The organism is Phytohabitans aurantiacus, from assembly GCF_027923225.1.
GTDB lineage: Bacteria > Actinomycetota > Actinomycetes > Mycobacteriales > Micromonosporaceae > Phytohabitans > Phytohabitans aurantiacus.
In genome coordinates, this window is the sequence record NZ_BSDI01000030.1 from 88,276 (window position 1) to 113,135 (window position 24,860).

A 24,860-nucleotide genomic window follows, 5' to 3' on the forward strand; every position below is an offset into this window, starting at 1 on the left:
CTTAAAACTAGCTCTTTCCGGCCCCGCCGCCAGAGAAGACGAGCCGCAGGATGCGATCGTCGGTCGGATCAGGGTCTCCCCGGCCGTCGTGGTTCGACGTGGTCACCCACAGTGAACCATCCGGGGCGGCGATCGCGGTGCGAAGCCGGCCGTACTGCTCGACCAGCATCGGGCGCGGCTGCCCGAACACGGAGCCGGCGGCGGTGAGCTCGACCAGCCAGAGCCGCTCGCCGCGCAGGCAGGCGGCGACCACGACCCGCTCGACGACCGCCAGGCCGGAGCACGAGGCGTCCTTCGGCGACCACACGACCAGCGGGTTCACGAACCGAGGATCGTTCGCCTTGCCCTCGACAGTCGGCCAGCCGTAGTTCTTGCCCGGCTCGATCAGGTTGATCTCGTCCCAGGTGCTCTGCCCGAACTCGGCCGCGTACAGCCGCTTGCTGGCGTCCCACGCGATGCCCTGGACGTTGCGGTGGCCCAGCGACCACACGAGCGAGTCCTTGATCGGGTTACCCGGTGCGGGCTTTCCGTCCGGCGTCATCCGGAGGATCTTGCCGCCGAGGCTCTTCGGATCCTGCGCGAGCCCACGCTGCGACGCGTCGCCCGTCGTGGCGTACAGGAAACCGTCCGGCCCGAACGCGAGGCGCCCGCCATTGTGGATGCCCGACAGCGGGATGCCGGTGACGATCGGGGTGGGTTCGCCGCCCAGTACCAGCTTGGCGACCCGGTTGTCCTGGGCGGTGGAGTAGTACACGAAGACGGACTTGTCGGTGTCGTAGTTCGGCGATACCGCGATGCCCATCAGGCCGCCCTCGCCGGCCGCGTCGACCTCATCGAGCGTCTGCACGGTGGTCACCTTGAGCCCGTCCGTCGTCGACTCCGGCCCAACCTTGAGGATCTTGCCGGTGTCGCGCTCGGTGACCAGCGCACCACGATCCGGCAGGAACGCCACACCCCACGGCACGCGCAGCCCCTTGGCCAGTATCGTCGCCGCGACCTGCTGGTTGACGCCGTCCTGTGGCGTGGCGGTCACCGTCGGGGTGGGAAACTTGGGCGGCTCGCCGGCCTCGTCGGGCGCGGGCTCGCCAAAGCTACAGCCGCCCGCCGCCATGGTCAGAACCACAGCGACGGCGGTGGCGCGGGCGCGGGCAGTCACCCGGCCAGGGTAGCTTTCGTTTGGTTGAAGACCCACGCCCTCATCAGGACGAACCGCAGCACGGTCGCGGCGAGGTTCGCCACGACGAGTACCGCGATCTCCACCAGGCGGCTGGCCGACGGCGCCAGGGCGGACAGCGCCGCCAGCGAGCCGCTGGTCAGCGCCAGTCCCAGCCCGAAGACCACCAGGCCCTGCATCTGGTGCCGGCCCGCGCCGCGCCACCCCGTCACTCCGAACGTGAGCCGCCGGTTCGCCGCCGTGTTGGCGACCGCCGTGATGAGCAGGGCGAGCAGGTTCGCCGCCTGGGCGCCGGCCACGAGCCGCAACAGGCCGAAAATGGCCACGTACGCCAGGGTGCTGGCCACCCCGACGCCGGCGAACCGCACGAGCTGTCCCGCCAAGCCCTTTGGCGCGCCGTCCCGACCGACCTGTTGGCGCAGGTAGCCGATCGGCAGCGCCCCCGTGGCCAGGCCCCTGCCCAGTCGCCAGATCCCCTTGAGGTCGGCGACCGCGGTGGCCACGATGTCGACGCGGCTGTCCGGGTCGTCGACCCAGTCGACCGGTACCTCGTGGATGCGCAGGCCGGCTCGTTCGGCCAGTACCAGCAACTCGGTGTCGAAGAACCAGCCGGTGTCCTGTACGAGTGGCAGGAGGCGCTCGGCCACGTCGCGGCGGATCGCCTTGAACCCGCACTGCGCGTCCGAAAACCTGGTGGCGAGCGTGCCGCGCAGGATCAGGTTGTAGCAGCGCGAGATGATTTCACGCTTCGGCCCGCGCACGACTCGCGAACCGCGCGAGAGGCGGGTGCCGATCGCCAGGTCCGAGTGGCCGGAGATCAGCGGCGCGACGAGGGGGAGCAGGGCGGCCAGGTCGGTGGAAAGATCCACATCCATGTACGCCAGGACGGGTGCGTCGGATGCCGTCCAGACCGCGTTGAGGGCGCGGCCCCGTCCCTTCTGATCCAGGTGGATGGCCCGGACCTCGGGCAGCTCGCGGCTCAGGGCGGTCGCCACGCCGAGCGTCGCGTCGGTGCTCGCGTTATCGGCGATCGTGATCCGAAAGGGGTACGGGAAACTCCTGCGCAGATGCGCGTGCAGTCGCCGGACGCAGGGCTCAAGATCCTTTTCCTCGTTGTAGACGGGTATCACCACGTCGAGGACCGCGCCCTGCGGTACGTGGGCGCTGTAGCTGGCGGCGCCCGGAAGAACTGTGGTCGTCATGGGCTCCACCCTCCGTGCCTCCCCTCAGCGCCACATCTGCCCACCCTGTGCCACCCCTGTGAGCCCACCCCTCGCTTCCGCGCCCGCGCGCTGTGCGCCCCTTCTTCCCGCCGATCAAGGGCGAATGCACGGCTCTCCTGTCTGATGTGTGGGTCAGGTGGGAGAGTTGCGGCCGGGTAGTGGGGTTTGGTAGCCGCCGAGGTGTAGGCGGGTGAGGGCGATGAGGGCGTCGACGTTTTTGAACCCGAACGCGATGCGGGTCAGTAGTCGGATTTTGGTGTTGACGGACTCGATACGGCCGTTGCTGAGTCGGTGGACCAGGGTGTTGGCGATGTCGGGGCGGAAGTGGATGCGGATGCGTCGTGCCAGGTCGACGAAGGGTTGGATCCGGGATCGGCTGGCCCAGCCCAGGCCAGCCACTGGTCTAGGAGTTCGATGCGTTCTTCGCCGCCGGCGGCGAAGATCTGCCGGAACTGTTCTTTGAGCAGGTAGGCGCGGTAGAGCGGCTGGTTGGTCTTGGCGATCGAGGCGAGTTTGGCTTGTTGNTCAGTAGTCGGATTTTGGTGTTGACGGACTCGATACGGCCGTTGCTGAGTCGGTGGACCAGGGTGTTGGCGATGTCGGGGCGGAAGTGGATGCGGATGCGTCGTGCCAGGTCGACGAAGGGTTGGATCCGGGATCGGCTGGCCCAGGCCAGCCACTGGTCTAGGAGTTCGATGCGTTCTTCGCCGCCGGCGGCGAAGATCTGCCGGAACTGTTCTTTGAGCAGGTAGGCGCGGTAGAGCGGCTGGTTGGTCTTGGCGATCGAGGCGAGTTTGGCTTGTTGGCGTTCGGTGAGGTCTTGAGGGTTCTTCCACAGCGCGTACCGGGCGCCCTTGATGTCGCTGGCCAGGGCTTTCTGTCCGTCTTTGCGGGCCTGGCGCCAGACCTGGTTACGGACCAGGTCCAGGGCCTTGGTGGCCCAGGCCACGGCGTGGAACGGGTCCAGGCACTGCCGGGCGTTGGGGCAGTGCTCCGCGACGGCGTAGAAGATCCAGTCCGCGCCGTCCCCGGAGACCAACGCGATCCGGGCGCATCGCTGCGGGCCCAACCGTTCGAAGAACTCGGCCAAGGTGGCCTTGCTACGGCCCTGGCCGACCCAGACCAGCCGGCCGGTGTCGTGGTCGACCACGACCGTCAAATACTTGTAGCCACGCCGGTAAGAAATCTCATCGATACCGATGCGGCGTAGCCCATCCAGGCGGTCCCCGGCCTGCGCGTCCGCGTCCGCGACCACCCGGGTGATGATCTGACCCACGGTGCGCCAGGCGATCCGCGACAGCGCGCACACCGCGGTCTTGGACATCTGCCGGGTCAGCCACGCCACCTCGCTGTCGAAGTCCCGGGTATGCCCGGCCCCGTGTCGCGCCCACGGCACCGCCGTCACGACCACCCCATGCTCAGGACAGGACACCCGCGGCTGCTCGGCCTCCACATACGCCCGCATCACACCCACATCCAGACTGCGCCACCGCCGCCGGCCGCGGCCCTGGTCGTACCACGGACACCGCCGCCGACACAGCCCGCACCGCTGCCGCTCCCGCGCCGACGCACGCACCCTGACCACCACCACACCAGCCACATCATCGACACACGTCGACTCGACCACCGCGCCCTGACACCCCAAAACCCGCTTCCATACGCTTAACGAACGCACGCCGTTGCCCCCACTCTAGGAATCGAACCGTCAGACAGTCCGAAACCTAGGCCAGGCAACGGCGTGCCCCAATCACCAACCCGACCCCAACCCACACATCGGGGCGAAGAGCCGAATGCACGTGCTTTGATCTCTTTCCGCGTGCATTAGCCCTTGATCCATGCGAATGCCCTTGATCGTCGGCCCGCGTCGGCCCGCGTCGGCCCGCGTCGGCCCGCGCCGGAGCCGCGTCGCACCGGCCACTCGCGGGCGCTGGCGCCCGCGTACGCCAGCCCCCGGCTCGTCGATCAAGGGTAAATGCACGCGGCTCGATCTCACTTCCGCGTGTTTTTGCCCTTGATCGACGCAATGTTCCTTGATCGTCGCCGGCGCTCTCGCTCTCGCCCGACAGGGGCGGGCAGCGCCCACAGCGCGTGGCCGTCGGTGGGCGTTCGCGGCCCGACGCCCGCTGCCCGGCGCTCGGGGCCCGACGTCCGTAGTGCTGCGCTCGCGGCCCGCTGCCGTCGCTGGTCGCCGTTTACGGTCGTCGGTACCCAACCCCAGCACGCTGGGAGTCGAGCGCTACCCGTGCGAAGGGACATCTTCAGGGAACTTGCGGCATCGACCCGCTTCCGATGCCGCAGGTTCCGGGATCTTGTGGCCTGCACCCAGCGTCTCAGCAGGTCGGAGCGCGGTGATGGTCATGGATCTTGGTGGGTTGCGATTTTGTCATACCCCTCACCTAGCGTCAGGGCATGCTTATCGATTGCGACAGCTGCGCCGTTCGGGGCAATGCGTGTGGCGGGTGCCTGGTGAGCGCCCTGATCGACACGCCGCCGCGATACGGTCAGCTCACCGAGGCGGAGCGCCAGGCGATCGAGGTGTTCGCGCGCGCTGGCTTTGACGTCGATGTGATTTCCGAGCCGGCACGGCCGCCGCTGCGGCTCATGCCCGGTGGACGCCGCAGGCGGCATGTGGCATGACCACTAGTATCGGCTCGCATGACCCTGCCAACTGGCGCTCGCCTTCGCTCGCGTGGGTCATGCGCCCCGAAGCCTCCCTGTAGCCGCCAGTCGCTTCGGTCGCTGCGCTCCCTGCGCTTTGTGGTGGCTGCGGGAGGCGGCGCATGACCCCTAGGCTCTGGGCGGTCGTGGCTCTGGGCGGGCTTCTCATCGCGCTCCTTGTGGCCGCCGCGTTCCTGGTGCCGTGGCACCGTCCGCCGGCGCCGCGCGCCGATCAGCTCGCGGCTCTGCGCGACCTGCCGGCGGCGCAGGTGAGCCGCGGTCGGGCGTTTCATGCGGCGTTGCGCCCTGGCTCGTACGGGGCGTTGGCCGTCGGGCTGGTGGTGGCGCTGGTCCTGGGGCTTACCCCGCTGGGCGCGCGCCTGGTCGAGTTGGGCGGTCGCCCCTTCGGCGACCACTGGGTGGCGCGGGCGATCGTCGGCGGGCTTGCGATCGTACTGGTCGCCGAGCTGGCCACGCTTCCGTTCGCGGCCTGGCGGCACACCGTCATGGTGAAATACGGGCTCTCCACACAAAGCTGGAGTGGATGGGTAGTCGACGTCCTGAAGTCGTACGCGGTCACCGCGGTCATCGGCGCACTCGCGCTTCTCGGCTTCTACACGATCACCCGGTTCGCGCCGCGCTGGTGGTGGGCGTTCGGCGCCGCGGGGGCGGCTTGCCTGGTGGTGCTGCTCTCGTTCATCGTGCCGGTACTCGTCGAGCCGGTCTTCAACAAGTTCACCCCGATGGAGCCCGGTCCGCAGCGCACCGAGCTGATGGCGCTCGCCGAGCGTGACGGTGTGCCAGTACGCGATGTGTTGGTGGCTGACGCGTCCCGCCGCACCCGGGCGGTCAACGCGTACGTTTCGGGGCTCGGCCCGACTCGTCGGATCGTCGTCTACGACACCCTGCTGCGCGAAGCTCCACCCGCCGAGGTCACGAGTGTGGTGGCGCACGAGCTCGGTCACGCCAAGGACCGCGATGTCTTCACCGGCACGCTGATCGGTGCCTTGGGGGCGGCGGCGGCCGTGATCGCCCTGTACGTGTTGGGCGGCTGGGGATGGCTGCTGCGCGCCGCTGGCGTCGACTCGATGGGCGAACCGCGAGCGCTCGCCCTGATGGTGGCGATCGTGTCGGTGGTGGGCCTGGCCGCCTCACCGGTGCAGAGCCTGGTGTCCCGGCGCGTGGAGGCGCGCGCCGACCAACACGCGCTCGTGCTGACGGGCGACCCGGCGACGTTCGAGGCGATGCAACGCCGCCTCTCCACGGTCAACCTGGGCGACCCGGACCCACCCCGTTGGGAATACCTCTACTCCGCCTCGCATCCGTCCACGGTGGAGCGGATGGCCGCGGCGCGGGCCTACGCCCGAGGAGAGCGATGACCACCCTTCTGGTCACGAACGACTTCCCGCCGCGGCCGGGCGGCATCCAGTCCTTCGTGCACAACCTCGCGATCCGGCAGCCGCCCGGTTCCCTCGTGGTGTACGCGTCGACCTGGCGCGGCGCGGCCAAGTTCGACGCGGAGCAACCCTTCGAGGTGGTCCGCGAGTCGACGGGAGTCCTGCTGCCCACCCGCCGGGCCGCCCGTCGCACGGCGGAGCTCGCGAAGGCGTACAGCTGCGAATCTGTGTGGTTCGGCGCTGCGGCGCCTCTCGGCCTGCTCGCCGCGGGCCTGCGTCGCCGCGCGGGCGTCGAGCGCGCGGTGGCGCTGACGCACGGCCACGAGATCGGCTGGGCCGCGCTCCCCGGAGCGCGCGGCCTGCTGCGCCGGATCGCGCGGGGGGTCGACGTGACCACATTCCTGACCGAGTACCAGCGGGTGCGCCTCGACCGGGCGCTGCACGGCCTGACTGAGCTGCGCCGGCTCCCGCCGGGCGTTGACGTCGACACGTATCACCCCGATGTGGACGGTGCTGAAATCCGCCGCCGGCACGGTCTCGGCGACCGTCCGGTGGTGGTCTGCGTGTCGCGCCTGGTGCCTCGGAAGGGCCAGGATGCGCTGATCCGGGCCATGCCGCTGATCCGGCGCCGGGTGCCAGACGCTGTGCTGCTGCTGGTCGGTGGTGGTCCGCACCGGTCGCGCCTAGCGAAGATGGCTGGCGAGGGTGTGGTGTTCACCGGTTCGGTGCCGCATGAGGAGCTGCCCGCGCACTACGCGGCCGGCGACGTCTTCGCGATGCCGTGCCGCACCCGCAACGCCGGCCTCGATGTGGAGGGCCTCGGCATCGTCTACCTTGAGGCGTCCGCGAGCGGCCTGCCCGTCGTGGCCGGCGATTCGGGGGGTGCGCCCGATGCGGTCCGTGAGGGCGAGACCGGGTACGTGGTGAATGGTCGCGATATTCCGCACATCGCCGATCGGGTGGCGGGCTTGCTCGCCGACCGCGATCTTGCCACCCGTATGGGTGAGGCGGGCCGTGCGTGGGTGGAGCGTGAGTGGCGCTGGGAGACCCAGGCTGCCCACCTGTCGGAGCTGCTCAACCCCTGACTCTGGCGCGGCCGTCGATCAAGGCCATCTCCATGGATCAAGGGCGAATGCACGCGGAAAAGAGATCCAAGCGCGTGCGTTTGCCCTTGATCGGCGCGTAGGGCGGGGCGACACGCCGCCCGTGGGCGCGGGGGGAATCCGTGCGGATGGGGGAAAGGCTTGGACGGCACGGGGTGGGGTGTCGTACCAAGGAAGGCATGGAGTCGCCGGAGGACGACGAACTGAAGGTGCCGTACTGGCTCACCGCGACCGCGGAAGCCGCCAACGCCACGTTCTGGCGGATGCTGCGGCGGCTCCCCGGTCTGCTGGTGCAGGCCTGGCGGCTGGGCTGGCGTGCCAGCCCAGGCACGACCCTTGCCGTGGTGGGGTTCCAGGTCGCGGGTGGCGTGGCGAGCGCCGTCAGCCTCGTCAGCGTCGTCGGTGTCCTAGATGGACTGTTGCGAGCGGGCCCCACGCCCGAACGTATCCGCGCCGCCGTGCCGTCGCTGATCATCATGGTGGCGGCGGGCGCCTTGAAGACGCTGCTCACGTCGGCGGCCACGGCGGCGCAGGGGCGGCTGTCGCCGCAGGTGCTGCAGGCCGCCGAGATGGAGTTGCTCGATCTGACCACCCGCGTCGATCTTGCCACGTTTGACGACCCGGACTGGCGGGACGCCATGCAGCGGGCCCGGGATCGGGGGATCGACGCGGCGCAGCGGATCGTCGATCACGGGATCGAGCTGGCGACGAACCTGATCGGCCTGGCCGCCGTCGGCAGCGTGCTGGCGGTACTGCATCCGGTGCTGCTGCCGCTGCTCGTACTGGCGGTGGTGCCCAGGGGATGGGCGGCGGTGCGGGCCGCGCGGTTGGGGTACCGGCAGGAGTTGCGGCTCGTGGCGGTGTGGCGGCGCAAGTGGATGCTCTCCAACCTGCTCGCCGAGCGGGAGCCCGCGCCGGAGGTGCGCGCGTTCACGGTCCGGCAGTACCTGCTCGCCGAGGTGCGACGGCTGCTCGACGTGGCGACGGGGGAGTACATGAAGGTCTCCACCCGGCAGGTACGCACCAATCTTGTCGGCACCGCGCTGGGCAGCGTCGCGACCGGTCTGACGTACGCCGCTCTGCTCATCCTGCTGCTGACCGGCCGCATGGACCTCGCGGTCGGCGGTGCGGCGGCGTACGCGATCAGCACCGGCATCGAGCGGCTCACCCAGGTGGCCTTCTCCGTCAACCACCTCTACGAGCAGGGCCTGTACTTCAGCGACTATGAGGGTTTTTGCGCGCTGGCGCGGGAGCGTGCCGAGCCGACGCCGGCACAGCGCGCCCCGCTGGGCCCGGCCCGGATCGAACTTCGGGGCGTCACGTTCGCGTACCCGGGCAGCGAGCGCCCGGCGGTCCGCGACGTGTCGTTGACCGTCCGATGTGGTGAGACGATCGCCCTTGTCGGTGAGAACGGCTCCGGGAAGTCGACGCTCGCGCGGCTCCTGGCCGGCCTGTACCACCCCGACCGCGGCACCGTGGCGTGGGACGGCGTCGACCTCGCGGGTGTCGACCCGGTCAGCGTCCGCGACCAGGTCGCGGTGGTCATGCAGGAACCCACCCGATGGCCGCTCAAGGCGCGCGACAACATCAGCATCGGCCGGTACGAGCGACCGGCGGAACAGTCCACCGTGGAGGCGGCCGCCGACCGGGGCGACGCGCACGAGTTCATCGTCGAGCTGTCGCGCGGCTACGACACGCTGCTCTCGCGGCACTTCACGGATGGCGCCGACCTGTCCGGTGGGCAGTGGCAGCGGCTCGCGGTGAGCCGGGCGTTCTACCGCGACGCGGCGCTGCTGATCTGCGACGAGCCGACCGCCAACCTCGACCCGCGCGCCGAGTACAAGGTGTACGAGCGGATGCGGGAGCTGGCGGCGGGCCGCACGGTCGTGCTGATCACGCACCGGCTGGCGAGCGTGCGCGAGGCGGACCGGATCTACGTACTCGACCACGGCGCGCTGATCGAGGAGGGCTCGCACGACGAGCTGATGGCGCGCGACGGCACGTACGCCAACCTCTTCACGCTCCAGGCCAGCGCGTACCAGGGGGCGTTAGAGGAGGGCCTCGACGTCTGAGGGGGAGCTGGGCCGGCCGAAGTGCCAGCCCTGTGCGGCGTCGCAGCCGATCGCACGGAGCCGGTCGGCCTGGTTGGCGGTCTCGACGCCCTCGGCGGTGACGGTCAGGTCGAGCGTGTGCGCCAGCGACACGAGCGTGGCGAGGATGCGTTCGTCGGTGAGGCTGGCGGGGTCGGCGGCGGGCGCGCGCAGCCCTTCGACGAACGAGCCGGCGACCTTCAGCTCGCAGACCGGCAGCTTGCTCAGGTACGACAGGTTCGAGTACCCGGTGCCGAAGTCGTCGATCGCCACCCGTACGCCGAGGTCGGCCAGCGAGCGCAGAGTGCCCACCGACTCGTCGTCGGTGCTCATCATCGCGCTCTCGGTGATCTCCAGCTGGAGCCGGTCGGGCGGCAGGCTGTGCTCGTGCAGGAGCGCGGTGACCTGGTCGACCAGTTCGGGCTCGCGCACCTGCGGGACGGCGAGGTTGACGCTCACGAACGGCGCCGTCGGGCTCACGTCGGCCCACCGCCGGGCCTGCCGGCACGCTTCGGCGAGTACCCAACCGCCGAGCCGCACGATGAGCCCGGTCTCCTCGGCGAGCCCGATGAAGTGGTCGGGACGCAGCACACCGAGCTGCGGGTGGCGCCAGCGCACCAGGGCCTCGACGCCGAGCAGGGCGCCGTCGGTCAGCGATACGAGTGGCTGGTAGTCGAGGCAGAACTCGCCCCGTTCGAGCGCGGCCGGCATCGCCGACGACAGCGCGTACCGGGTCAGCTCACGCTGGTTGCGGTCGGAGTCGAACAGCGCCCACCGGCCCTTGCCCGCGGTCTTCGCCCAGTGCAGCGTGATGTCGGCGTCGCGCATGACCTCGCGCGGGCTGGTGCCCTCGACCGGACGCTCGACGACGCCGATGCTGGCGGCGACCCGCAGCTCGTGACCGTCGACGATGGACGGCTCGGTGATGGCGGCGAGCGCCGCGTCGGCGACCTTGAGCACGTCGTCGGTGCAGGTGGTGTCTTCGACGAGGATGACGAACTCGTCGCCGCCCATCCGCGCGACCAGATGGGTGCCGAGGCCGCGCCGGAGGCGTTCGGCGACCGAGACGAGGAGCAGGTCGCCGATGTGGTGGCCGAGCGTGTCGTTGACCATCTTGAAGCCGTCGAGGTCGACGAAGCACAGGCCGAGCCGCCGGCCGGCGGTGCCCTGCCGGCCGAAGACGGCGTCGAGGCGTTCGGTGAAGAGCGTGCGGTTGGGCAGGTCGGTGAGTGGGTCGTGAGTGGCCTGGTGCCGGAAGCGCGCCTCGCTCTCCCGCAGGGCGTGCTCGGCCTGCTCGCGGGCGACAAGAGCGGCCCGCCGGATCGACTCCTGCTCGTCGAGCGTGCGGTCGCGCAGCGCCCGGGCGTACCCGATCGCGACGGTGCCCAGCACGCGGGCCAGCCGGTCGCGCATGTCGTCGCCGGACAGCCCGAGGTCGCGCAGCAGGCGCAGGTCGATGACCTCGATCGTGCGGCCCAGACCCTCGGCCGAGGCGATGTGGGCGGCCACCAGGTCGGCGCCGATCTGGTACCCGCGCCGCAGGCTGAACGGCTCGGCGAAGAGCGCGTCGACCAGCCGCACGGTGAGGCTCTCCAGGAACGCCTCGAGCTCGGCCTGGGTGACCGGCATGTAGCTCGTGCCGGTGATCGACTTCGCCCAGGCCCGCGCGAACGTGGCGTAGCCGACCCGGGCAGCCAGTGGACCTCCGTGCTGGCCGTTCATGTCAGCCGTCCGACGCCACCTATGTAGACGGCGCTTTCCGCGCCCTCCACGCCCTCCGGTGTGTCCGGGCGCCACTCGGGCACCCAGACCAGCCCCGGCTCGACCATCTCGAAGCCGTGGAAGAACTTGGCCACCTCGTCGCGCGCGCGGTAACTCAGCGGGCTGTCGGTCCGCTGGTAGATGGCGATCGCCTGCTCCCGCTCCTCGTCGGTGCGGCCCTCGTGGGTGGCCTGCGACAGCGCCAGGTAGCTGCCGGGCACCAGGGGCGCGCGGAGGGTCTTGAGGATCTGCGCGGGTTGGGCGGCGTCCGGTACGAAATGCAGGACTGCCACGACCATCAGCGCCACCGGCTGGTCGAAGTTGATCAGTTTTCGCACGTCGGGGTGGTCGAGGATGCGCTCCGGGTGCCGGATGTCCTCCTGGACCACCACCGCACGGTCGTTGCCGGACAGGATCTCCCGGCTGTGCGCGACCGCGACCGGGTCGACGTCGACGTACGCCACGCGGGCGTCCGGAGCGGCCTGCTGAGCGATCTCGTGCACGTTGCCGACCGTCGGGATGCCGGAGCCGATGTCGAGGAACTGGCGCACGCCCGCCTCGACGAGGTACCGCACGGAGCGGCGCAGGAACGCCCGGTTGGCCTGAGCCATCAGGGGAGCCTCGGGGATGGCAGCGATCAGCGCCTGCGCGGCCTTGCGGTCGACCGCGAAGTTGTGTGACCCGCCGAGGTAGTAGTCGTACATGCGGGCGACACTTGGGCGCTCGATATCGATGCTCTCCGGTGCCCAGTCCGGACGTCGCATGCCCGTCCCTTCTGCCCGTGTCCGGGTGATTGGTGGCTCCCTGGTGGGTCGCCGCCATTCTGCCCGTCCCGTGCCCGGCCATCCAGACCTGACGCACGCGCCGGCCCGTAATCGGCAGCGTACGCCGTGATCGGCCACTGTGAGGTTCGCCCAGCCGGAGCCAATCGTGATCAGGGCGTCCCCCAAGCCGCTCCAGCAACCTGAGGGACGCCCTGATCACGGCGTGGTGGTTAGAACTTCGGCGCGTCGGGGGCTTCCAGAAGGCCCAAGCGCAGGGCGGTCATCAGGGCCTGCGCGCGGTTGGCGGCGCCGAGCTTCTCGTACAGCTTCGAGATGTGCGTCTTGGCCGTGGACTCGCTCACGAACAGCTGCTTGGCGATGCCGGCCACGCTCATGCCGTCGGCGAGCAGGCGCAGCACCTGGCCCTCGCGCGGCGAGAGCTGCGGCCCCGAGGGCGCGAGGCGGCGCTTCATCGCCTCGGCGAGGTCGGCGGCCGTGAAGGCGCTCGGGGAGGAGGCGGCGTGCCGGGCCGCGGCCACGACCTCGTCGGCCGGGGCGGTCTTGGGCACGAACGCGCTGGCGCCCGCCTCGAGCGCGCCGAAGAGCTGGTCGTCACCCGCGTACATGGTCAGGACCACGATGCCCATCGTGGCGCTCGACTTGCGCAGCGCCCGGGTCGCCTCCAGGCCGCTCCCGTCGGGCAGCCGCAGGTCCATGATCACGACATCGGGCTGGAGCGCGCCCGCCTGGCGTACCCCTTCGGCGGCCGTCGCCGCCTCGCCCACGACCTCGAACTGCCGGTCGCGCTCGAACGCGTGCCGAAGACCCTTGCGGATCAGGTCGTGGTCGTCGACAAGAAGCACCTTCGTACGCGTCGCAGGCGGCGTGGGGCTGGTGGTCATGCTCGGGTTACTCCCCTTCTGGTGCTGTCACGCTATCGCGCACCGTATCGCGCCGGGGCGAGGTTCCCAGCACTACCGCAACGGTCGTGCCGCTGGGGTCGCGGGGCCTGATCTCTAGCCGGCCACGGATACGTTCCGCTCTCTCTGCCATGATCGCAAGACCGTACCTCCCGTCCGGCCGCTGGTCAGCTATGCCCTGACCGTCATCCGACACTTCAATTTGAGCGTAGGGCGGATCGACCGCGCATGTGACCCAAAGATTCGCCGCGCCGGCGTGCTTGCGCGCATTTGTGATCGCCTCCTGCGCGATGCGGAGAAGCTCGGCCTCGGTGGCGGCCGGGAGGCGTGCCGTCGATTCGTCGAGTGTGTAATGCACGCGCAGCCCGGCGGAGGCGCCGACCTGCCGCGCGTACTCCGCGATCGCCGCCGCCAGCCCACCGTGCCGGTCGACCTCGCTGCGCAGCTCGAAAAGACTAAGTCGCAGCTCAGTAATGACGCGGGTCACCTCGGCGCGCAGCGAGCGAAGCTCTTCCGAGGTCTCGTCGGCGCCCTCCGGAAGCGTCGCGAGGGCGTTGTCGATGCCGTATCCGACCATGACGAGTTCCTGCGCCACGCCGTCGTGAATCTCCCGCGCGAGGCGCTGCCGCTCCTCGTTCGTGGCGAGCGAACGCACCTCGTCGAAGAGCAGAGCGGCCTCCAGACGAAGGGCCGCGGGACCCGTCAGGGCGGTCACGCTGGCGACCACTGAGGACGGGTACGCGCCCGTGACGTCGGCTTCCAGAGTCACTAATCCGACAGTGCGCACACCCGCCACAAGGGGGACCACGAGGGCCGAAACGTCGCCCGAGCGGCGGGACCGGGCCTGCGATCGATGGGCGGTCTGCGGCTGCTGGCTCGCCCACGCGTCGGCGATCGCCGAGTCGGCGTCGAGTGTGGTCTCCCAGTCGACCCGGTCCACTCCGGACTGGGCCAGTACGACCAGCCGGCCGCCCCCGCTCGCCGTGAGCACGGCGGCACGGTCGGCCCGAGCCACCGCGCGCAGGTCCTCCAGCAGGTGCTCGGCGATCCCGCCCGGGTCGAGCGTGGCGCCCGGCAGCTGGCGGGCCACGCTGCGCAGCTGGGTGAGCAGGCGGGTCGCCTCGGCGTACGGCTGGGGTTTGGGCTCGCCACGGGTCTGTATGACGCGCTGCAGCGTGCCGGCGGCGACCGTGCCGACCGCGGCGAGGATCAGCCACTGCGCCGACACCACGAGGTAGCCGACCTCGGTGATCTGGCGCTGGCCGTCGTCGACGGTGATGAGGCCGCTGATGGCCAGCGTCCCAGCGGCCACGGCCAGCAGCGCGCCACCTTCCCGCCCGTGCCGGTGCAGCGCCGCCACCGTGAGGGGGACCGCCAGGTAAGGCAGGATCGCCGAGGCGCCGAGGCCCGGGTTGAGGGTGTCTTCGAAGCTGGCCGCGGCGGCGATCGCGCTCGCGCCGAGCCCCACGACGATCACCTCGGCGAACCGGCCGATCGGCGCGAGCCACCGGTGCTCGGGCGCGACCACCGCTGGGATGCCGGCGAGCGCGAGCAGCGCGATCCAGCGGACCTGGCCGACGTCCTTGGTGGTGATGAGCGTCAAGACGGCCACCAGCGTGAGGACGATCAGCCGCGCCGCCAGCGCCAGCGGATGGGTCACGTCAGCCTCCGTAGATCGCGGCGATCTCGTCGGCGTACGTCTTGTGGACCACGTTGCGTTTGACCTTCAGCGACGGCGTCATCTCGCCACTGGCCTCGGTGAAGTCGCGGGGGAGTACCCGGAAGACCTTGATGGCCTCGGCGGCGGACACGGCGCGGTTGGCCTCGTCGACGGCGGTCTGTATCTCGGCCCGCAGCGCCGCGTCTTCGCGCAGTTCGCCCACCGTGGCCGTCTCGGGGTGGCCGTTGGCCGCGAGCCACTTGGGCCAAGCCTCCTCGTCGATGGTGACCAGTACGGCGATGAACGGCTGCCGATCGCCGACGACCACGCACTGGCTGATCAGCGGGTGCGCGCGGAGCCGATCTTCGAGCACGGCGGGGGCGACGTTCTTGCCCCCGGCGGTCACGATGATCTCCTTCTTGCGCCCGGTGATGGTGAGGAATCCGTCGCCGTCGAGCTCGCCGATGTCGCCGCTGTGGTACCAGCCGTCGTCCTGAAGCGCCTCGGCGGTCGCCTCCGGGTTGTTCCAGTACCGCTGGAAGACCAGGTCACCCTTGATCAGGATCTCGCCGTCGTCGGCGATGCGAACCGTCACGCCGGGAAGCGGCCGCCCGACCGTGCCGATACGCGTGGAGTTCTGGAGGTTGACGGCCACCGCCGGGGACGTCTCGGTCAGCCCGTACCCCTCCATGATCGTGATGCCGATCCCGCGGAAGAAGTGCGCGAGCCGCGCGCCCAGCGGAGCCCCGCCGGAGATAGCGTCGCGGCACTGCCCGCCGAGCGCCGCGCGCAGCTTGCTGTAGACGAGCCGGTCGAAGAGCGCGTGCTGGGTCTTCAGCATGAAGCCCGGCCCGCCCTTGTCGAGCGCCTCGCTGTAGGCGATGGCGGTCGCCTCGGCGCGGTCGAAGATCGCGCCCTTGCCGTCGGCGTGCGCCCGCTGCTTGGCGGTGTTGTAGACCTTCTCGAACACCCGGGGCACCGAGAGCACGAACGTCGGCTTGAACGCCTGGAGCTCGGACACGAGGTTCTTGATGTCGGCGCTGTGCCCCATCTTGGCGCGCGCGTTGACCACGCCGATCTGGATCAGCCGGGCGAACGAGTGCGCCAGCGGCAGGAACAGCAGCGTCGACGCGCCCTCGCGGAGGATGTGCGACAGGCCGGGGAGGGCGTTGGCGACGTCCGCGTACAGGTTGCGGTGGGTCAGCACGCAGCCCTTGGGCCGGCCGGTCGTGCCGCTCGTGTAGATGATCGTGGCGGTGTCGCTGGCGCCGGTGGCCCGGCGGCGCGCCTCGACCTCGTCGGCCGCGACGGTGGCGCCGCGCTCACGGAGCCGGTCGAGGTCGCCGACGTCGATCTGCCATGCGTCGCGCAGCTCGGGCAGCCCGTCACGAATGCCGCTCAGCAGCAGGGCGTGCGCGCTGGTCTCGATCACGCAGGCCATGGCGCCCGAGTCGGACAGGATCCACGACACCTGCTCGGCGCTGGACGTCTCATAGATCGGTACGGTCACGGCGCCGGCCGCCCAGATGGCGTAGTCGACCAGCGTCCACTCGTACCGGGTGCGGCTCATCAGGGCCACCCGGTCGCCCGGCTCGACGCCGGCCGCGATGAGCCCGCGGGCGAGGGCGATCACCTCGTCGCGGAACTGCGCGCAGGTGACGTCGACCCAACCGCTCTCGCTGCGCCGGGCGAACTGGACCGCGTCGGGCGCGGCGGCGGCGTTGTCCCACACGGGGTCGGTCAGGTTGGCGGCATCGCCGATCGTGACGACCGGGGGTACGGAGAACTCGCGCACGTCTCTCCTTCTACATGGACTCTCAGCAACCTATCGCGACCAGATCACTAACGGAGTGCCCGGTACGGGTAGCCTGCCCAGCATGGCGGACTCCTCCACCCAGTCGATCGTTATCGCCGCGCCACCCGAGCGGGTGGCCGAGGTGATCTCCGACTTCGCGAGCTACCCCGAGTGGACCGAGGCGCTCAAGCGCGTCGAGGTGCTCGAGGAGTACGAAGACGGGTACGCGAGCCAGGTGCGGTTCACGCTCGACGCCGGGGTGCTGGCCGACGAGTACACGCTGGCCTACGAGTACGCCGAAGACATCTCGCGTATCGAGTGGAGCCTCGTCGAGCCCTCGAAGATGCAGAAGGCGCAGTCCGGGTCGTACGACATCGAGGACAACGGAGACGGCACCACGACCGTCACCTACACCCTCTCGGTGGAGCTGGCCGTGGGCATGCTCGGCATGTTTCGGCGCAAGGCCGAAAAGATGATCATGGACACCGCGCTGAAGCAGCTCAAGCGGCGGGTCGAGGCCGGTTGAAGGGGGTACCGCATGCGCGTTGACGAGCCGGCATCGGCCCGCGAAGAGGCTGAGCGGCTGGTGGCGACCGCCCTGGCGGCGCTCTCCTCGGGTCGGTCGTTCTTCGGCGGGCAGTTCGCCACCGGCGATCCGGAGTGCTGTGTCTGCCCGATATGTCGGGTTATCGCATCGATGCGCGACCCGAGTCCCGACTTCGCCGAGCGCCTCGCCACCGGCGCGGGCGACTTCGCGGCCGGCGTGGCGAGCCTGCTGCGCTCGCTGGCCGAGCCGCCTCCGCCCGCTTCGCCTTCTTCGCCCTCCGCGTCGTCGTCGCCCGCTGATCAGGGTGATCCGCATGATGATCCCTGGCGCGCCGCGACGCGCGCCGGAGATGATTCGTAACTGCGCGTGTCGTCACTGCGGCGTGGCCGTGACCTTGGCGTGTTCGTGATCGCGGTGTGGAGGGAGTGACGGCGTGACGCTGACCATCGGAGTCGACGTCGGTGGCACCAAGGTGGCCGCCGGTGTGGTCGACCTGGCCGGTGAGGTCGTGGCGCAGACGCGCCGCGACACGCCCGCCGACGACGTCGCCAAGACCCGCGATGTGATCGTCGAGGCGGTGGCCGAGCTCGTCGCCGCCCACCAGGTCGAGGCGGTCGGCATCGGTGCCGCCGGCTGGATCGACGCCAGCCGCTCAACGGTGCTCTTCGCTCCCAACATCGCCTGGCGCGACGAGCCGCTGCGCGACTACGTCAGCGAGGCCGTCGGGCTGCCGGTCATCGTCGAAAACGACGCGAACGCGGCCGCCTGGGCCGAGTTCCGCTTCGGTGCCGCCCGGCACGCCGACGACTCCATGATCATGTTCACGATCGGCACCGGTGTGGGTGGCGCGATCGTCTTCGGCGGTGAGCTGGTACGAGGCGCCCACGGCATCGCGGCCGAGCTGGGCCACATGCTGTCGGTGCCCGAGGGTCACCTGTGCGGATGCGGGCGGCACGGCTGCCTTGAGCAGTACGCCAGCGGTAACGCGCTCGTGCGGTTCGCGCGGGCGGGCGCGCGGCAGGAGCCGCGCCGCGCCGCCGCGCTGCTCGATCTCGCGAGCGGCGACGCCGAGGAGATCACCGGACCGATGGTCACCGCCGCTGCCAAGGAGGGTGATCCGGTATCGCGGGAAGCGTTCGCCCAGATCGGCCACTGGCTCGGGATCGCGCTCGCCGACATGGTGCAGATCCTCGACCCGCAGATCCTCGTCGTCGGTGGTGGCGTCGTGGAGGCCGGCGACCTGTTGCTCGGCCCGACCCAGCAGTCCTATGTAGACGCTCTGGCGCAGCGCGGCCGGATCGCCGTCGCCGACCTCGTTCCGGCCCAGATGGGTAACGCGGCCGGCGTGGTGGGAGCGGGAGACCTTGCCCGTCGCCGTTAGGGTTTGGCTGTGAAGCTGCGGGTGTTGTCGTACAACGTGCACAGCCAGCGCGACGACCAGCAGGCGCTGGCCGGCGTGGTGCGCGAGGTCGGGCCGGACGTGGTGGTGGTGCAGGAGGGCCCGCGACGATTCCGCTGGCGCTCCAAGGGTGCCGCGCTCGCGCACTCGTTCGGCATGGTGGTCGCCGCGGGTGGCCTGCCCTCGCTCGGCAACCTGATCCTGACCACGCTCCGCGTGCGCGTACACCGGCAGTGGTGCATCCGGTTTCCGCTGACGCCCGGGCGGCACCTGCGTGGGGCGGCGTTCGCGGAGTGCTCGGTGGGTCCGGCGCGCTTCGTCGTGGTGGGCTCGCACCTGTCGACCGACGCGACCGAGCGCCCCGGCCAAGCCGAGCTACTGCGCGCCGAACTGTCGAAAGTGGACCTGCCGGTGATCCTCGGCGCCGACCTCAACGAGAACTCCGGCGGGGCGGCCTGGCGTACGATCGCCGACGGCCTCACCGACGCCGCGGTCGCCGCCGACCGGGCCGACCGGCACACGTTCTCGTGCGTCAACCCGCGCGACCGCATCGACGCGCTCTTCGTCGACCCGCGCGTCCAGGTTTTGGAGTACGACGTGGTCGACACGCCCGAAACCCGCCAGGCCAGCGACCATTTCCCCGTGCTGACCGACCTTCTGCTCCCAGAAAACCCCCAGGGGGTTGTGATGTAGAGACATTCATCGATGTGATGTACATATGTCCCCATCTCCCACCATCCGTACGATCTTCGACCTGTCCCCCGCCACCCGACCCTCGCTACGCGCACTACCGCGCAGCCTCGTCGCTTTCTACCGCGACCCGGCGTCCCAGTTCGCCCTGCTCGTCACCGCCGTGGTCATGTGCTACGTCGGCGGCGCGGCGATGTTCTGGTTCCACGCCATCTACCTTGACGAAGGCGGACCAGCGATCAGCTGGGTCGTGCACTGGCTGCTCGACTCGTCGTTCGCGTTCGTCGCGCTGACCCCGGCGCTCGCGCTGATCCTGCCATTCTCGGTATGGGCCGCCCGCGCGCTGGCGCCCGCGTCAGCGCACCTGATCCCCTGGCTGTACGCCGCCGTGGCCGGCACGATGTTCGCGCTCGTGACCACCCCCGGCCCGATCGCGCACGACCTGATCGTCGGCCGAGGCACCTGGGTAGCCAACCGCGTAACCGACCTGGTCGGCGACCCATCCGCCCCCTTGACCCCGGTGGCCGACTACCCACCCCTGGCCGCGATGAGCCAGCAACTGGGCGCGGGCGTTCCGCTCTACATCGCCCTGATGGCGTTGTCCGTAATCCTCCTCCGCACGCTGATCCCCCGCCCCAACCCCACCCCGCCCTAACCGTCGCGCCGCTCTCTGGCGGCGCTCCGCCCCGCTCGCCCCTCTCCCCGGCGCTCCGCGCGGCTCTCCCCGCCGATCAAGGGCGAATGCACGTGGTTGGATCTCTTTTCCGCGTGCATTTGCCCTTGATCCATGCGCTTTCCCTTGATCGCCGTGCCCGCCGTGCCGCCGCCCGCCGTGCCCGCCGCCCGCCGTGCCCGCCGCGCGCCGCCCGCCGCCCGGGGCGCGCGGCCCGCCTTCCGCTGCCCGCCGGCGGCCGCTAGCGGGCAGCGGTGCAGGGTTCGAGGCGCTGCGCGGGGTTTCGAGCATGAGTGATCGCGCATGTTCGGGGAACTTGCTGCCTCAGCATGGCCGGGATGCCGCATTTTCGGCGAAGTTGCGGCATCGACCGCAATGCGCCGTCGGGCTGACGCCGCAGGTTGCTGAGCGGTCCGCGCCACGTGGATTTGCCGCGGGCCTTGGCCGCCGATCAAGGGCATTCGCGTGGATCAAGGGCAAATGCACGCGGAGAAGAGATCCAACCACGTGCATTCGCCCTTGATCGGCGCGAAAGGCCGCTGCGCGGCGCGCGCCGGCCCAGCGGGCGACGGCGGCCCAGCGGGCGACGGCGCCGGCCGGCGCGGCGCGAAAGGCCGCTGTGCGGCGGGCGGCGGACCAGTGCGGCGCGGCGGAGCGGGGAGGGCGGGTGGAGGGGCGGTCGAGGGGTGTGGTGGGAGGGGAGGAGGGAGATGAGCGGTATCGGATGGGGTGGGGGGTGGACAAAGGGGGCGCGCAGTCGAGAGGATTTCGCAGCCACACAAAAGGAGAATCTCGGTGCCCACCTCCACCGATCATGACAGCGCCACCCTCTGGCGCGACGGGCGGCCGGTCTACGACCGGGGTGAGACCGTGTGCGTTATCGGCGCCGGTGTCAGCGGCCTGGTCGCGATCAAGAATCTCAAGGAGCACGGCTTCGGCGTCGACTGCTACGAGCGCGAAACGGGCGTCGGCGGCGCGTGGAACTGGCGGCACGATCGCAGCCCCGTCTACGCGAGCGCGCACCTGATCTCGTCGAAGCCGTTCACTCAGTTTCCGGATTTTCCGATGCCGGACGACTGGCCGGACTATCCGCACCACAGCCAGGTGCTCGCCTACCTTGAACGGTACGCGGATCATTTCGATCTTCGCCCGCACATCTGGTTCGGCACAGAGGTGGTCAAGGTCGAGCCCGCAGACAACCAGAAATGGGACGTGACCACGCGCAGTACGGGCGGGTACGGCGGGGAGCGCACACACCGGTACGCGGCTGTCGTGGTCGCCAACGGGCACAACTGGGCGCCCAGTATGCCGGAGTACGAGGGGATCGACGGGTTCCGCGGCAAGATCATGCACTCGTCGGCGTACCAGGATCCGGCGCAACTGCGCGGCAAGCGGGTGCTGGTCGTCGGTGGCGGCAACACCGGGTGCGACATCGCCGTCGAGGCGGCGCAGCAGGCGGCCCGGTGCTGGCACTCGACCCGCCGCGGGTACTGGTACGCGCCCAAGTACGTGCTCGGCCGCCCCGCCGATCAGGTCAACGACGCGATCCTGGCGCTGCGCCTGCCGCTGCGGTTGCGGCAGTGGCTGCTGCACTGGACGCTGCGGCTGACGGTGGGCGATCTGACCAGGTTCGGCCTGCGCAAGCCCGACCACAAGATCTACGAGACGCACCCGATCGTCAACAGCCAGCTCGTCTATCACGTCGGGCATGGCGGGATCAGCCCGGTGCCCGACGTGAAGCGCTTCCGGCAGTACAGTGTCGAGCTGGCCGACGGCACCGAGATCGAGCCCGATCTGGTGGTGCTGGCGACGGGATACCAGCCGCGGTTCGAGTTCCTGGCGCCCGAGCTGCTCGGCATCGGGGCGGACGGCCGGCCGAAGCTGCACCTGCACGCGTTCTCCCGCCAGCACCCGACGCTGTCGGTGGTGGGCCTGCTGGAGTCCGACTCGGGCCTGCCGACGCTCATCCACTGGCAGAGTGTGGCGGTCGCCCGCTGGCTGCGGCTGCGCGAGGCGGCGCCACAGAAGGCCGGCGAGTTCTGGTCGAGCCAGGTGGCGAAGGCGCCGGACCGCCGCTGGATGAGCGCGAACGTCAAGGACACGCCGCGGCACTGGTTCGAGATCGCGCACGTGGACTACCTGCGCGCGCTGCAGAAAACCCTGCACGAGATGGGTCCCGCATGAGTACCAGGATCATCCGTTTCCGCGACTGGGCGCGTCCCGTGCCGCCGGCCCGCCGCGAGGTGTTGTCGGCGACGCCGGAGTCCGACGAGGGCAAGCCGCCGGTGCTGTTCGTACCGGGGTTCGGCCATGGGGCGTGGGCGTTCGCCGAGTACTGGCTGGAGCATGCCGCGTCCCGAGGGTTCCCGGCGCACGCGGTCAGCCTGCGCGGGCATGGCGGCAGCGGCCCTGGGCCGAAGGCCACGCTGCGGGCGTACTCGCATGATGTCGTGCAGGTGGCGGCGAGCCTGCCGCGCCAGGCCGTGCTGGTCGGGCAGGGGGCCGGGGCTCTGGTCGTGGAGCGCGCCCTGGCGCGCTATCCGGCGCGCGCCGCGGTGCTGGCGGCGCCGGTGCTCGGCGGGTGGGCGACGCTGGCGACGGCGTTGCGGCGAAATCCGGCAGGCACGCTGCCGGCGGTGTTCGGCGGGCGGTTGCGGATGGGGCGCCGCCAGCTTTTCAGCCGGGAGGTCCCGGAGGCGACGGCGAAGGCATACACGGCGCGGCTTGGCCGCGCTTCGACGCGCGCGCAGTGGCAGCTGATCGCGCATCGTGCGGCCGAGCCGCCGGTCGGTGATCCTCCGGTACTGGTGGTAGGCAGCCCCGACGACCGCGTGGTGCCGGCGTCGGCGTTGACGAAGGCGGCTCGCCGCTACGGTGGCGCGCCCCTTCTGTTTCCGGGCATGGGGCATGACCTGATGCTCGACGCGCGCTGGCGTGAGCCGGTCGACGCGATCCTGGACTGGCTGGACAAGGGTGCCACGATGTGAGCCCAACCGGTCCACTGTAGACACTTAAGCGTTCCTGGGGAGGCGCTATGGCGAACGGTGATGTCCCGCTGGTGGTCTGCGTGTCGGCCGACCTCGAACTCCGCAAGTGGATCGTGCAACGCATCGACCGGCGCACGCCTGTGCTGGTCTGCGCCGACCTCGACGAACTGCGGGCCACGCTTTTCCCGGCAGAGAAAAGACCGGCCGGCGACGCGTTGAGACCGGCCAGAGTCGCGGCGGAGCCAGCGGCGGCGGTCATGCACGGCGAGTTCGTGGTGGATGTCGACGGTCACCAGGTGACCTGGCGCGGCGGCGTCGTGGCCACCACCCGGCGCGAGCGGGAGCTGCTCGCCCGGCTCGCCCGTCCACCGCTGTCGGTGTGGCCGTACGAGAAGCTGTTCGTCGAGGTCTGGGGCGGCTCGTACCTCGGCGACTCGTCGATCCTGCACTCGGCGGTCAAGCGGCTGCGCCGCAAGCTGCGCGGCGCCGAGGGCGCACCGACCATCGAGACGGTGCGCGGGGTGGGCTACCGGCTCAGCTCGTAAGCCGGGTGGCGAGCGTGCCCGTCTGTTCCAGCGCGCTGACGTACGACCGGGCCCAGGCCTGGATGTCGTGGGTGCGCAGGTGCTCGCGCATGCTCGCCATGCGGCCGCGCACGTCGCTCGGCGCGGCTTCGAGGGCGTGCATGAGCGTGAGCTTGAGCCCGTCGAGGTCGTGCGGGTTGACCAGGTACGCCTGGGTCAGCTCGGCGGCCGCACCGGCGAACTCGCTGAGCACCAGCGCACCGTCACCGTCGACGCGCGCGGCGACGTACTCCTTGGCCACGAGGTTCATGCCGTCGCGCAGCGGTGTGACCATCATGACGTCGGCCGCCCGGTACAGGGCGGCCAGCTCGGCACGGTCGAACGGCTGGTTGAGGTAGTGGATCGCGGGCTCGCCGACCCGGCCGAACTCGCCGTTGACGCGGCCCACCTCGCGCTCGACCCGGTCGCGGAGCACCTGGTACTGCTCGACCCGCTCGCGGCTCGGCACCACCACCTGGACGAGCACCGTGTCGCGTACCTTGATGTGCCCGTCGGCGAGCAGCTCGCTGTATGCCTTGAGCCTGTGCTCGATGCCCTTGGTGTAGTCCATCCGGTCGACGCTGAGGATCATGTGCTGCGGCTCGCCCAGGTCTTTGCGAAGCTGCTGGGCCCGCGCCACCACGTCGGGCCGCCCGGCGAGCTGCTCCATCTCGGCCATGTCGATCGACACCGGGAACGCGCCGATGCGAACCACCCGATCTTCGACCGCGATCCGCCGGTCGGTGGCGGGCACCTGGAGTACCTTCGCCGCGAGCTGTGCGAAGTTGTGCGCGGCCTGAGCCCGCTGGAACCCGACCAGGTCGGCACCCAGCATCCCGAGCAGCAGCTCGGCGCGGCGGGGGAGCTGCATGAAGAGCTCCGGGGGCGGGAACGGCACGTGCAGGAAGAAGCCGATCAACAGGTCTGGGCGGAGCGCGCGGAGCATCCCCGGCACGAGCTGCAGGTGGTAGTCCTGCACCCAGACGACCGCGCCAGGCTCGGCGGCCTCGGCGGCGGCTTCGGCGAACCGCTGGTTGACCCGCTGGTACGACTCCCACCAGCGGCGGTGGTAGACGGGCTGCTCGACCGCGTCGTGGTACAGCGGCCAGAGGGTCGCGTTGGCGAAACCCTCGTAGTGCTGGCGCACGTCGTCTTCGGAGAGGGCGACGGTGTGCATGCGTACGCCGTCGACGTCGGGCAGGGCCGGCGCGGTGTCGGTGCCTCCCGCCCAGCCGACCCAGGTGGCCGGCGCATGCTGGAGAATCGGGTGCAGGGCACTGACCAGGCCGCCCGGACTGCGACGCCACTCGCACGCGCCGTCGGGCGCCACGCTGTCGTCGACGGGCAAGCGGTTGGCCACCACCACGAGGGAACTCTGCCGCATTGGGCACCTCGTCTCGGTGCGCGCGGTTTCGGTGCGCGCGCAGGATGGGGGTCTTCGCTTTACTAGGAGTAT

At 70.4% G+C, this 24,860-nt stretch carries 20 protein-coding genes and 3 pseudogenes; 12 read left to right on the plus strand and 11 right to left on the minus strand.

The window, feature by feature from the left end; translation table 11 throughout:
- Positions 1 to 7 precede the first annotated feature (7 nt).
- The 5 genes and pseudogenes from QMG73_RS26910 to QMG73_RS26925 form a co-directional block, all read right to left on the minus strand.
- Positions 8 to 1,111 carry a PQQ-dependent sugar dehydrogenase gene (locus QMG73_RS26910; RefSeq protein ID WP_281900322.1) on the minus strand — a complete coding sequence of 368 codons (1,104 nt, stop codon included), beginning with the start codon at positions 1,109 to 1,111 and terminating at the stop codon, positions 8 to 10.
- Between the two features lie 41 nt (positions 1,112 to 1,152).
- Entirely contained in the window at positions 1,153 to 2,376 is a 1,224-nt protein-coding gene (locus tag QMG73_RS26915; protein ID WP_281900210.1) for a glycosyltransferase, read from the minus strand.
- A 153-nt stretch (positions 2,377 to 2,529) separates the two neighbouring features.
- Complete coding sequence (locus QMG73_RS26920) at positions 2,530 to 2,796, minus strand: transposase (RefSeq protein ID WP_407676864.1); 267 nt, start codon at positions 2,794 to 2,796, stop codon at positions 2,530 to 2,532.
- 44 nt (positions 2,797 to 2,840) lie between these two features.
- Positions 2,841 to 2,906, minus strand: a pseudogene (locus QMG73_RS46475) (hypothetical protein); the annotation flags it as partial.
- Positions 2,907 to 2,932: 26 nt separating this feature from the next.
- A pseudogene (locus QMG73_RS26925) lies at positions 2,933 to 4,072 on the minus strand (ISL3 family transposase); the annotation flags it as partial.
- A gap of 734 nt (positions 4,073 to 4,806) precedes the next feature.
- Between QMG73_RS26925 and QMG73_RS26930 the strand changes: the two are divergent.
- The 4 genes from QMG73_RS26930 to QMG73_RS26945 all read left to right on the plus strand — a co-directional run bounded on the left by QMG73_RS26930 (position 4,807) and on the right by QMG73_RS26945 (position 9,627).
- A complete protein-coding gene (locus tag QMG73_RS26930) occupies positions 4,807 to 5,034 on the plus strand; it encodes a hypothetical protein (RefSeq protein WP_281900212.1) in 228 nt (75 codons plus the stop codon).
- A 143-nt stretch (positions 5,035 to 5,177) separates the two neighbouring features.
- Positions 5,178 to 6,434: a M48 family metallopeptidase gene (locus tag QMG73_RS26935; protein ID WP_281900214.1), complete on the plus strand. Its 1,257-nt coding sequence runs from the start codon at positions 5,178 to 5,180 to the stop codon at positions 6,432 to 6,434.
- Positions 6,431 to 7,537, plus strand: coding sequence for a glycosyltransferase family 4 protein (locus QMG73_RS26940; RefSeq protein WP_281900216.1), 1,107 nt, complete (start codon positions 6,431 to 6,433; stop codon positions 7,535 to 7,537). The genes QMG73_RS26935 and QMG73_RS26940 overlap by 4 nt, the downstream gene beginning before the upstream one ends.
- A gap of 197 nt (positions 7,538 to 7,734) precedes the next feature.
- Complete coding sequence (locus tag QMG73_RS26945; protein WP_281900218.1) at positions 7,735 to 9,627, plus strand: ABC transporter ATP-binding protein; 1,893 nt, start codon at positions 7,735 to 7,737, stop codon at positions 9,625 to 9,627.
- Here the strand turns inward: QMG73_RS26945 and QMG73_RS26950 are convergent.
- From QMG73_RS26950 to QMG73_RS26970, 5 genes are all read right to left on the minus strand, one after another.
- Positions 9,604 to 11,367, minus strand: a complete 1,764-nt coding sequence (locus QMG73_RS26950; protein WP_281900220.1) for a putative bifunctional diguanylate cyclase/phosphodiesterase — start codon at positions 11,365 to 11,367, stop codon at positions 9,604 to 9,606. The genes QMG73_RS26945 and QMG73_RS26950 overlap by 24 nt on opposite strands.
- Positions 11,364 to 12,170, minus strand: a complete 807-nt coding sequence (locus QMG73_RS26955) for an SAM-dependent methyltransferase (protein ID WP_281900222.1) — start codon at positions 12,168 to 12,170, stop codon at positions 11,364 to 11,366. Before QMG73_RS26955 ends, QMG73_RS26950 begins: the two co-directional genes overlap by 4 nt.
- A gap of 230 nt (positions 12,171 to 12,400) precedes the next feature.
- Positions 12,401 to 13,072 carry a response regulator transcription factor gene (locus QMG73_RS26960; RefSeq protein ID WP_281900224.1) on the minus strand — a complete coding sequence of 224 codons (672 nt, stop codon included), beginning with the start codon at positions 13,070 to 13,072 and terminating at the stop codon, positions 12,401 to 12,403.
- 7 nt (positions 13,073 to 13,079) lie between these two features.
- Positions 13,080 to 14,720, minus strand: coding sequence for a sensor histidine kinase (locus QMG73_RS26965; RefSeq protein WP_281900324.1), 1,641 nt, complete (start codon positions 14,718 to 14,720; stop codon positions 13,080 to 13,082).
- Positions 14,721 to 14,751: 31 nt separating this feature from the next.
- Positions 14,752 to 16,545, minus strand: a complete 1,794-nt coding sequence (locus tag QMG73_RS26970) for an AMP-dependent synthetase/ligase (protein WP_281900226.1) — start codon at positions 16,543 to 16,545, stop codon at positions 14,752 to 14,754.
- 82 nt (positions 16,546 to 16,627) lie between these two features.
- Here QMG73_RS26970 and QMG73_RS26975 point away from each other — a divergent pair, with 82 nt between their 5' ends.
- The 8 genes and pseudogenes from QMG73_RS26975 to QMG73_RS27010 all read left to right on the plus strand — a co-directional run bounded on the left by QMG73_RS26975 (position 16,628) and on the right by QMG73_RS27010 (position 23,386).
- Positions 16,628 to 17,071 carry an SRPBCC family protein gene (locus tag QMG73_RS26975; protein ID WP_281900228.1) on the plus strand — a complete coding sequence of 148 codons (444 nt, stop codon included), beginning with the start codon at positions 16,628 to 16,630 and terminating at the stop codon, positions 17,069 to 17,071.
- 12 nt (positions 17,072 to 17,083) lie between these two features.
- Positions 17,084 to 17,336, plus strand: a pseudogene (locus QMG73_RS26980) (hypothetical protein); the annotation flags it as partial.
- A 189-nt stretch (positions 17,337 to 17,525) separates the two neighbouring features.
- Entirely contained in the window at positions 17,526 to 18,473 is a 948-nt protein-coding gene (locus QMG73_RS26985; RefSeq protein ID WP_281900230.1) for an ROK family glucokinase, read from the plus strand.
- Between the two features lie 9 nt (positions 18,474 to 18,482).
- Positions 18,483 to 19,184: an endonuclease/exonuclease/phosphatase family protein gene (locus tag QMG73_RS26990; protein ID WP_281900232.1), complete on the plus strand. Its 702-nt coding sequence runs from the start codon at positions 18,483 to 18,485 to the stop codon at positions 19,182 to 19,184.
- Positions 19,185 to 19,209: 25 nt separating this feature from the next.
- Positions 19,210 to 19,836 (plus strand): hypothetical protein, encoded by a 627-nt coding sequence (locus QMG73_RS26995; RefSeq protein ID WP_281900234.1) that lies wholly within the window; start codon positions 19,210 to 19,212, stop codon positions 19,834 to 19,836.
- Between the two features lie 813 nt (positions 19,837 to 20,649).
- Complete coding sequence (locus QMG73_RS27000) at positions 20,650 to 22,038, plus strand: flavin-containing monooxygenase (RefSeq protein WP_281900236.1); 1,389 nt, start codon at positions 20,650 to 20,652, stop codon at positions 22,036 to 22,038.
- Entirely contained in the window at positions 22,035 to 22,841 is an 807-nt protein-coding gene (locus QMG73_RS27005; RefSeq protein WP_281900237.1) for an alpha/beta hydrolase, read from the plus strand. The genes QMG73_RS27000 and QMG73_RS27005 overlap by 4 nt, the downstream gene beginning before the upstream one ends.
- 47 nt (positions 22,842 to 22,888) lie before the next feature.
- Positions 22,889 to 23,386, plus strand: coding sequence for a winged helix-turn-helix domain-containing protein (locus QMG73_RS27010; protein WP_281900238.1), 498 nt, complete (start codon positions 22,889 to 22,891; stop codon positions 23,384 to 23,386).
- Here QMG73_RS27010 and QMG73_RS27015 read toward each other — a convergent pair.
- A complete protein-coding gene (locus QMG73_RS27015; RefSeq protein WP_281900239.1) occupies positions 23,376 to 24,788 on the minus strand; it encodes an alpha,alpha-trehalose-phosphate synthase (UDP-forming) in 1,413 nt (470 codons plus the stop codon). The genes QMG73_RS27010 and QMG73_RS27015 overlap by 11 nt on opposite strands.
- Positions 24,789 to 24,860 lie beyond the last annotated feature (72 nt).

Excerpts from the sequence above, each read along its gene's own strand:
- QMG73_RS26910 (WP_281900322.1), bottom strand. The coding sequence starts at position 1,111 with ATGGCGGCGGGCGGCTGTAGCTTTGGCGAGCCCGCGCCCGACGAGGCC.
- QMG73_RS26915 (WP_281900210.1), bottom strand. The coding sequence starts at position 2,376 with ATGACGACCACAGTTCTTCCGGGCGCCGCCAGCTACAGCGCCCACGTA.
- QMG73_RS26930 (WP_281900212.1), top strand. The coding sequence starts at position 4,807 with ATGCTTATCGATTGCGACAGCTGCGCCGTTCGGGGCAATGCGTGTGGC.
- QMG73_RS26935 (WP_281900214.1), top strand. The coding sequence starts at position 5,178 with ATGACCCCTAGGCTCTGGGCGGTCGTGGCTCTGGGCGGGCTTCTCATC.
- QMG73_RS26940 (WP_281900216.1), top strand. The coding sequence starts at position 6,431 with ATGACCACCCTTCTGGTCACGAACGACTTCCCGCCGCGGCCGGGCGGC.
- QMG73_RS26945 (WP_281900218.1), top strand. The coding sequence starts at position 7,735 with ATGGAGTCGCCGGAGGACGACGAACTGAAGGTGCCGTACTGGCTCACC.
- QMG73_RS26950 (WP_281900220.1), bottom strand. The coding sequence starts at position 11,367 with ATGAACGGCCAGCACGGAGGTCCACTGGCTGCCCGGGTCGGCTACGCC.
- QMG73_RS26955 (WP_281900222.1), bottom strand. The coding sequence starts at position 12,170 with ATGCGACGTCCGGACTGGGCACCGGAGAGCATCGATATCGAGCGCCCA.
- QMG73_RS26960 (WP_281900224.1), bottom strand. The coding sequence starts at position 13,072 with ATGACCACCAGCCCCACGCCGCCTGCGACGCGTACGAAGGTGCTTCTT.
- QMG73_RS26975 (WP_281900228.1), top strand. The coding sequence starts at position 16,628 with ATGGCGGACTCCTCCACCCAGTCGATCGTTATCGCCGCGCCACCCGAG.
- QMG73_RS26995 (WP_281900234.1), top strand. The coding sequence starts at position 19,210 with ATGTCCCCATCTCCCACCATCCGTACGATCTTCGACCTGTCCCCCGCC.
- QMG73_RS27005 (WP_281900237.1), top strand. The coding sequence starts at position 22,035 with ATGAGTACCAGGATCATCCGTTTCCGCGACTGGGCGCGTCCCGTGCCG.
- QMG73_RS27010 (WP_281900238.1), top strand. The coding sequence starts at position 22,889 with ATGGCGAACGGTGATGTCCCGCTGGTGGTCTGCGTGTCGGCCGACCTC.
- QMG73_RS27015 (WP_281900239.1), bottom strand. The coding sequence starts at position 24,788 with ATGCGGCAGAGTTCCCTCGTGGTGGTGGCCAACCGCTTGCCCGTCGAC.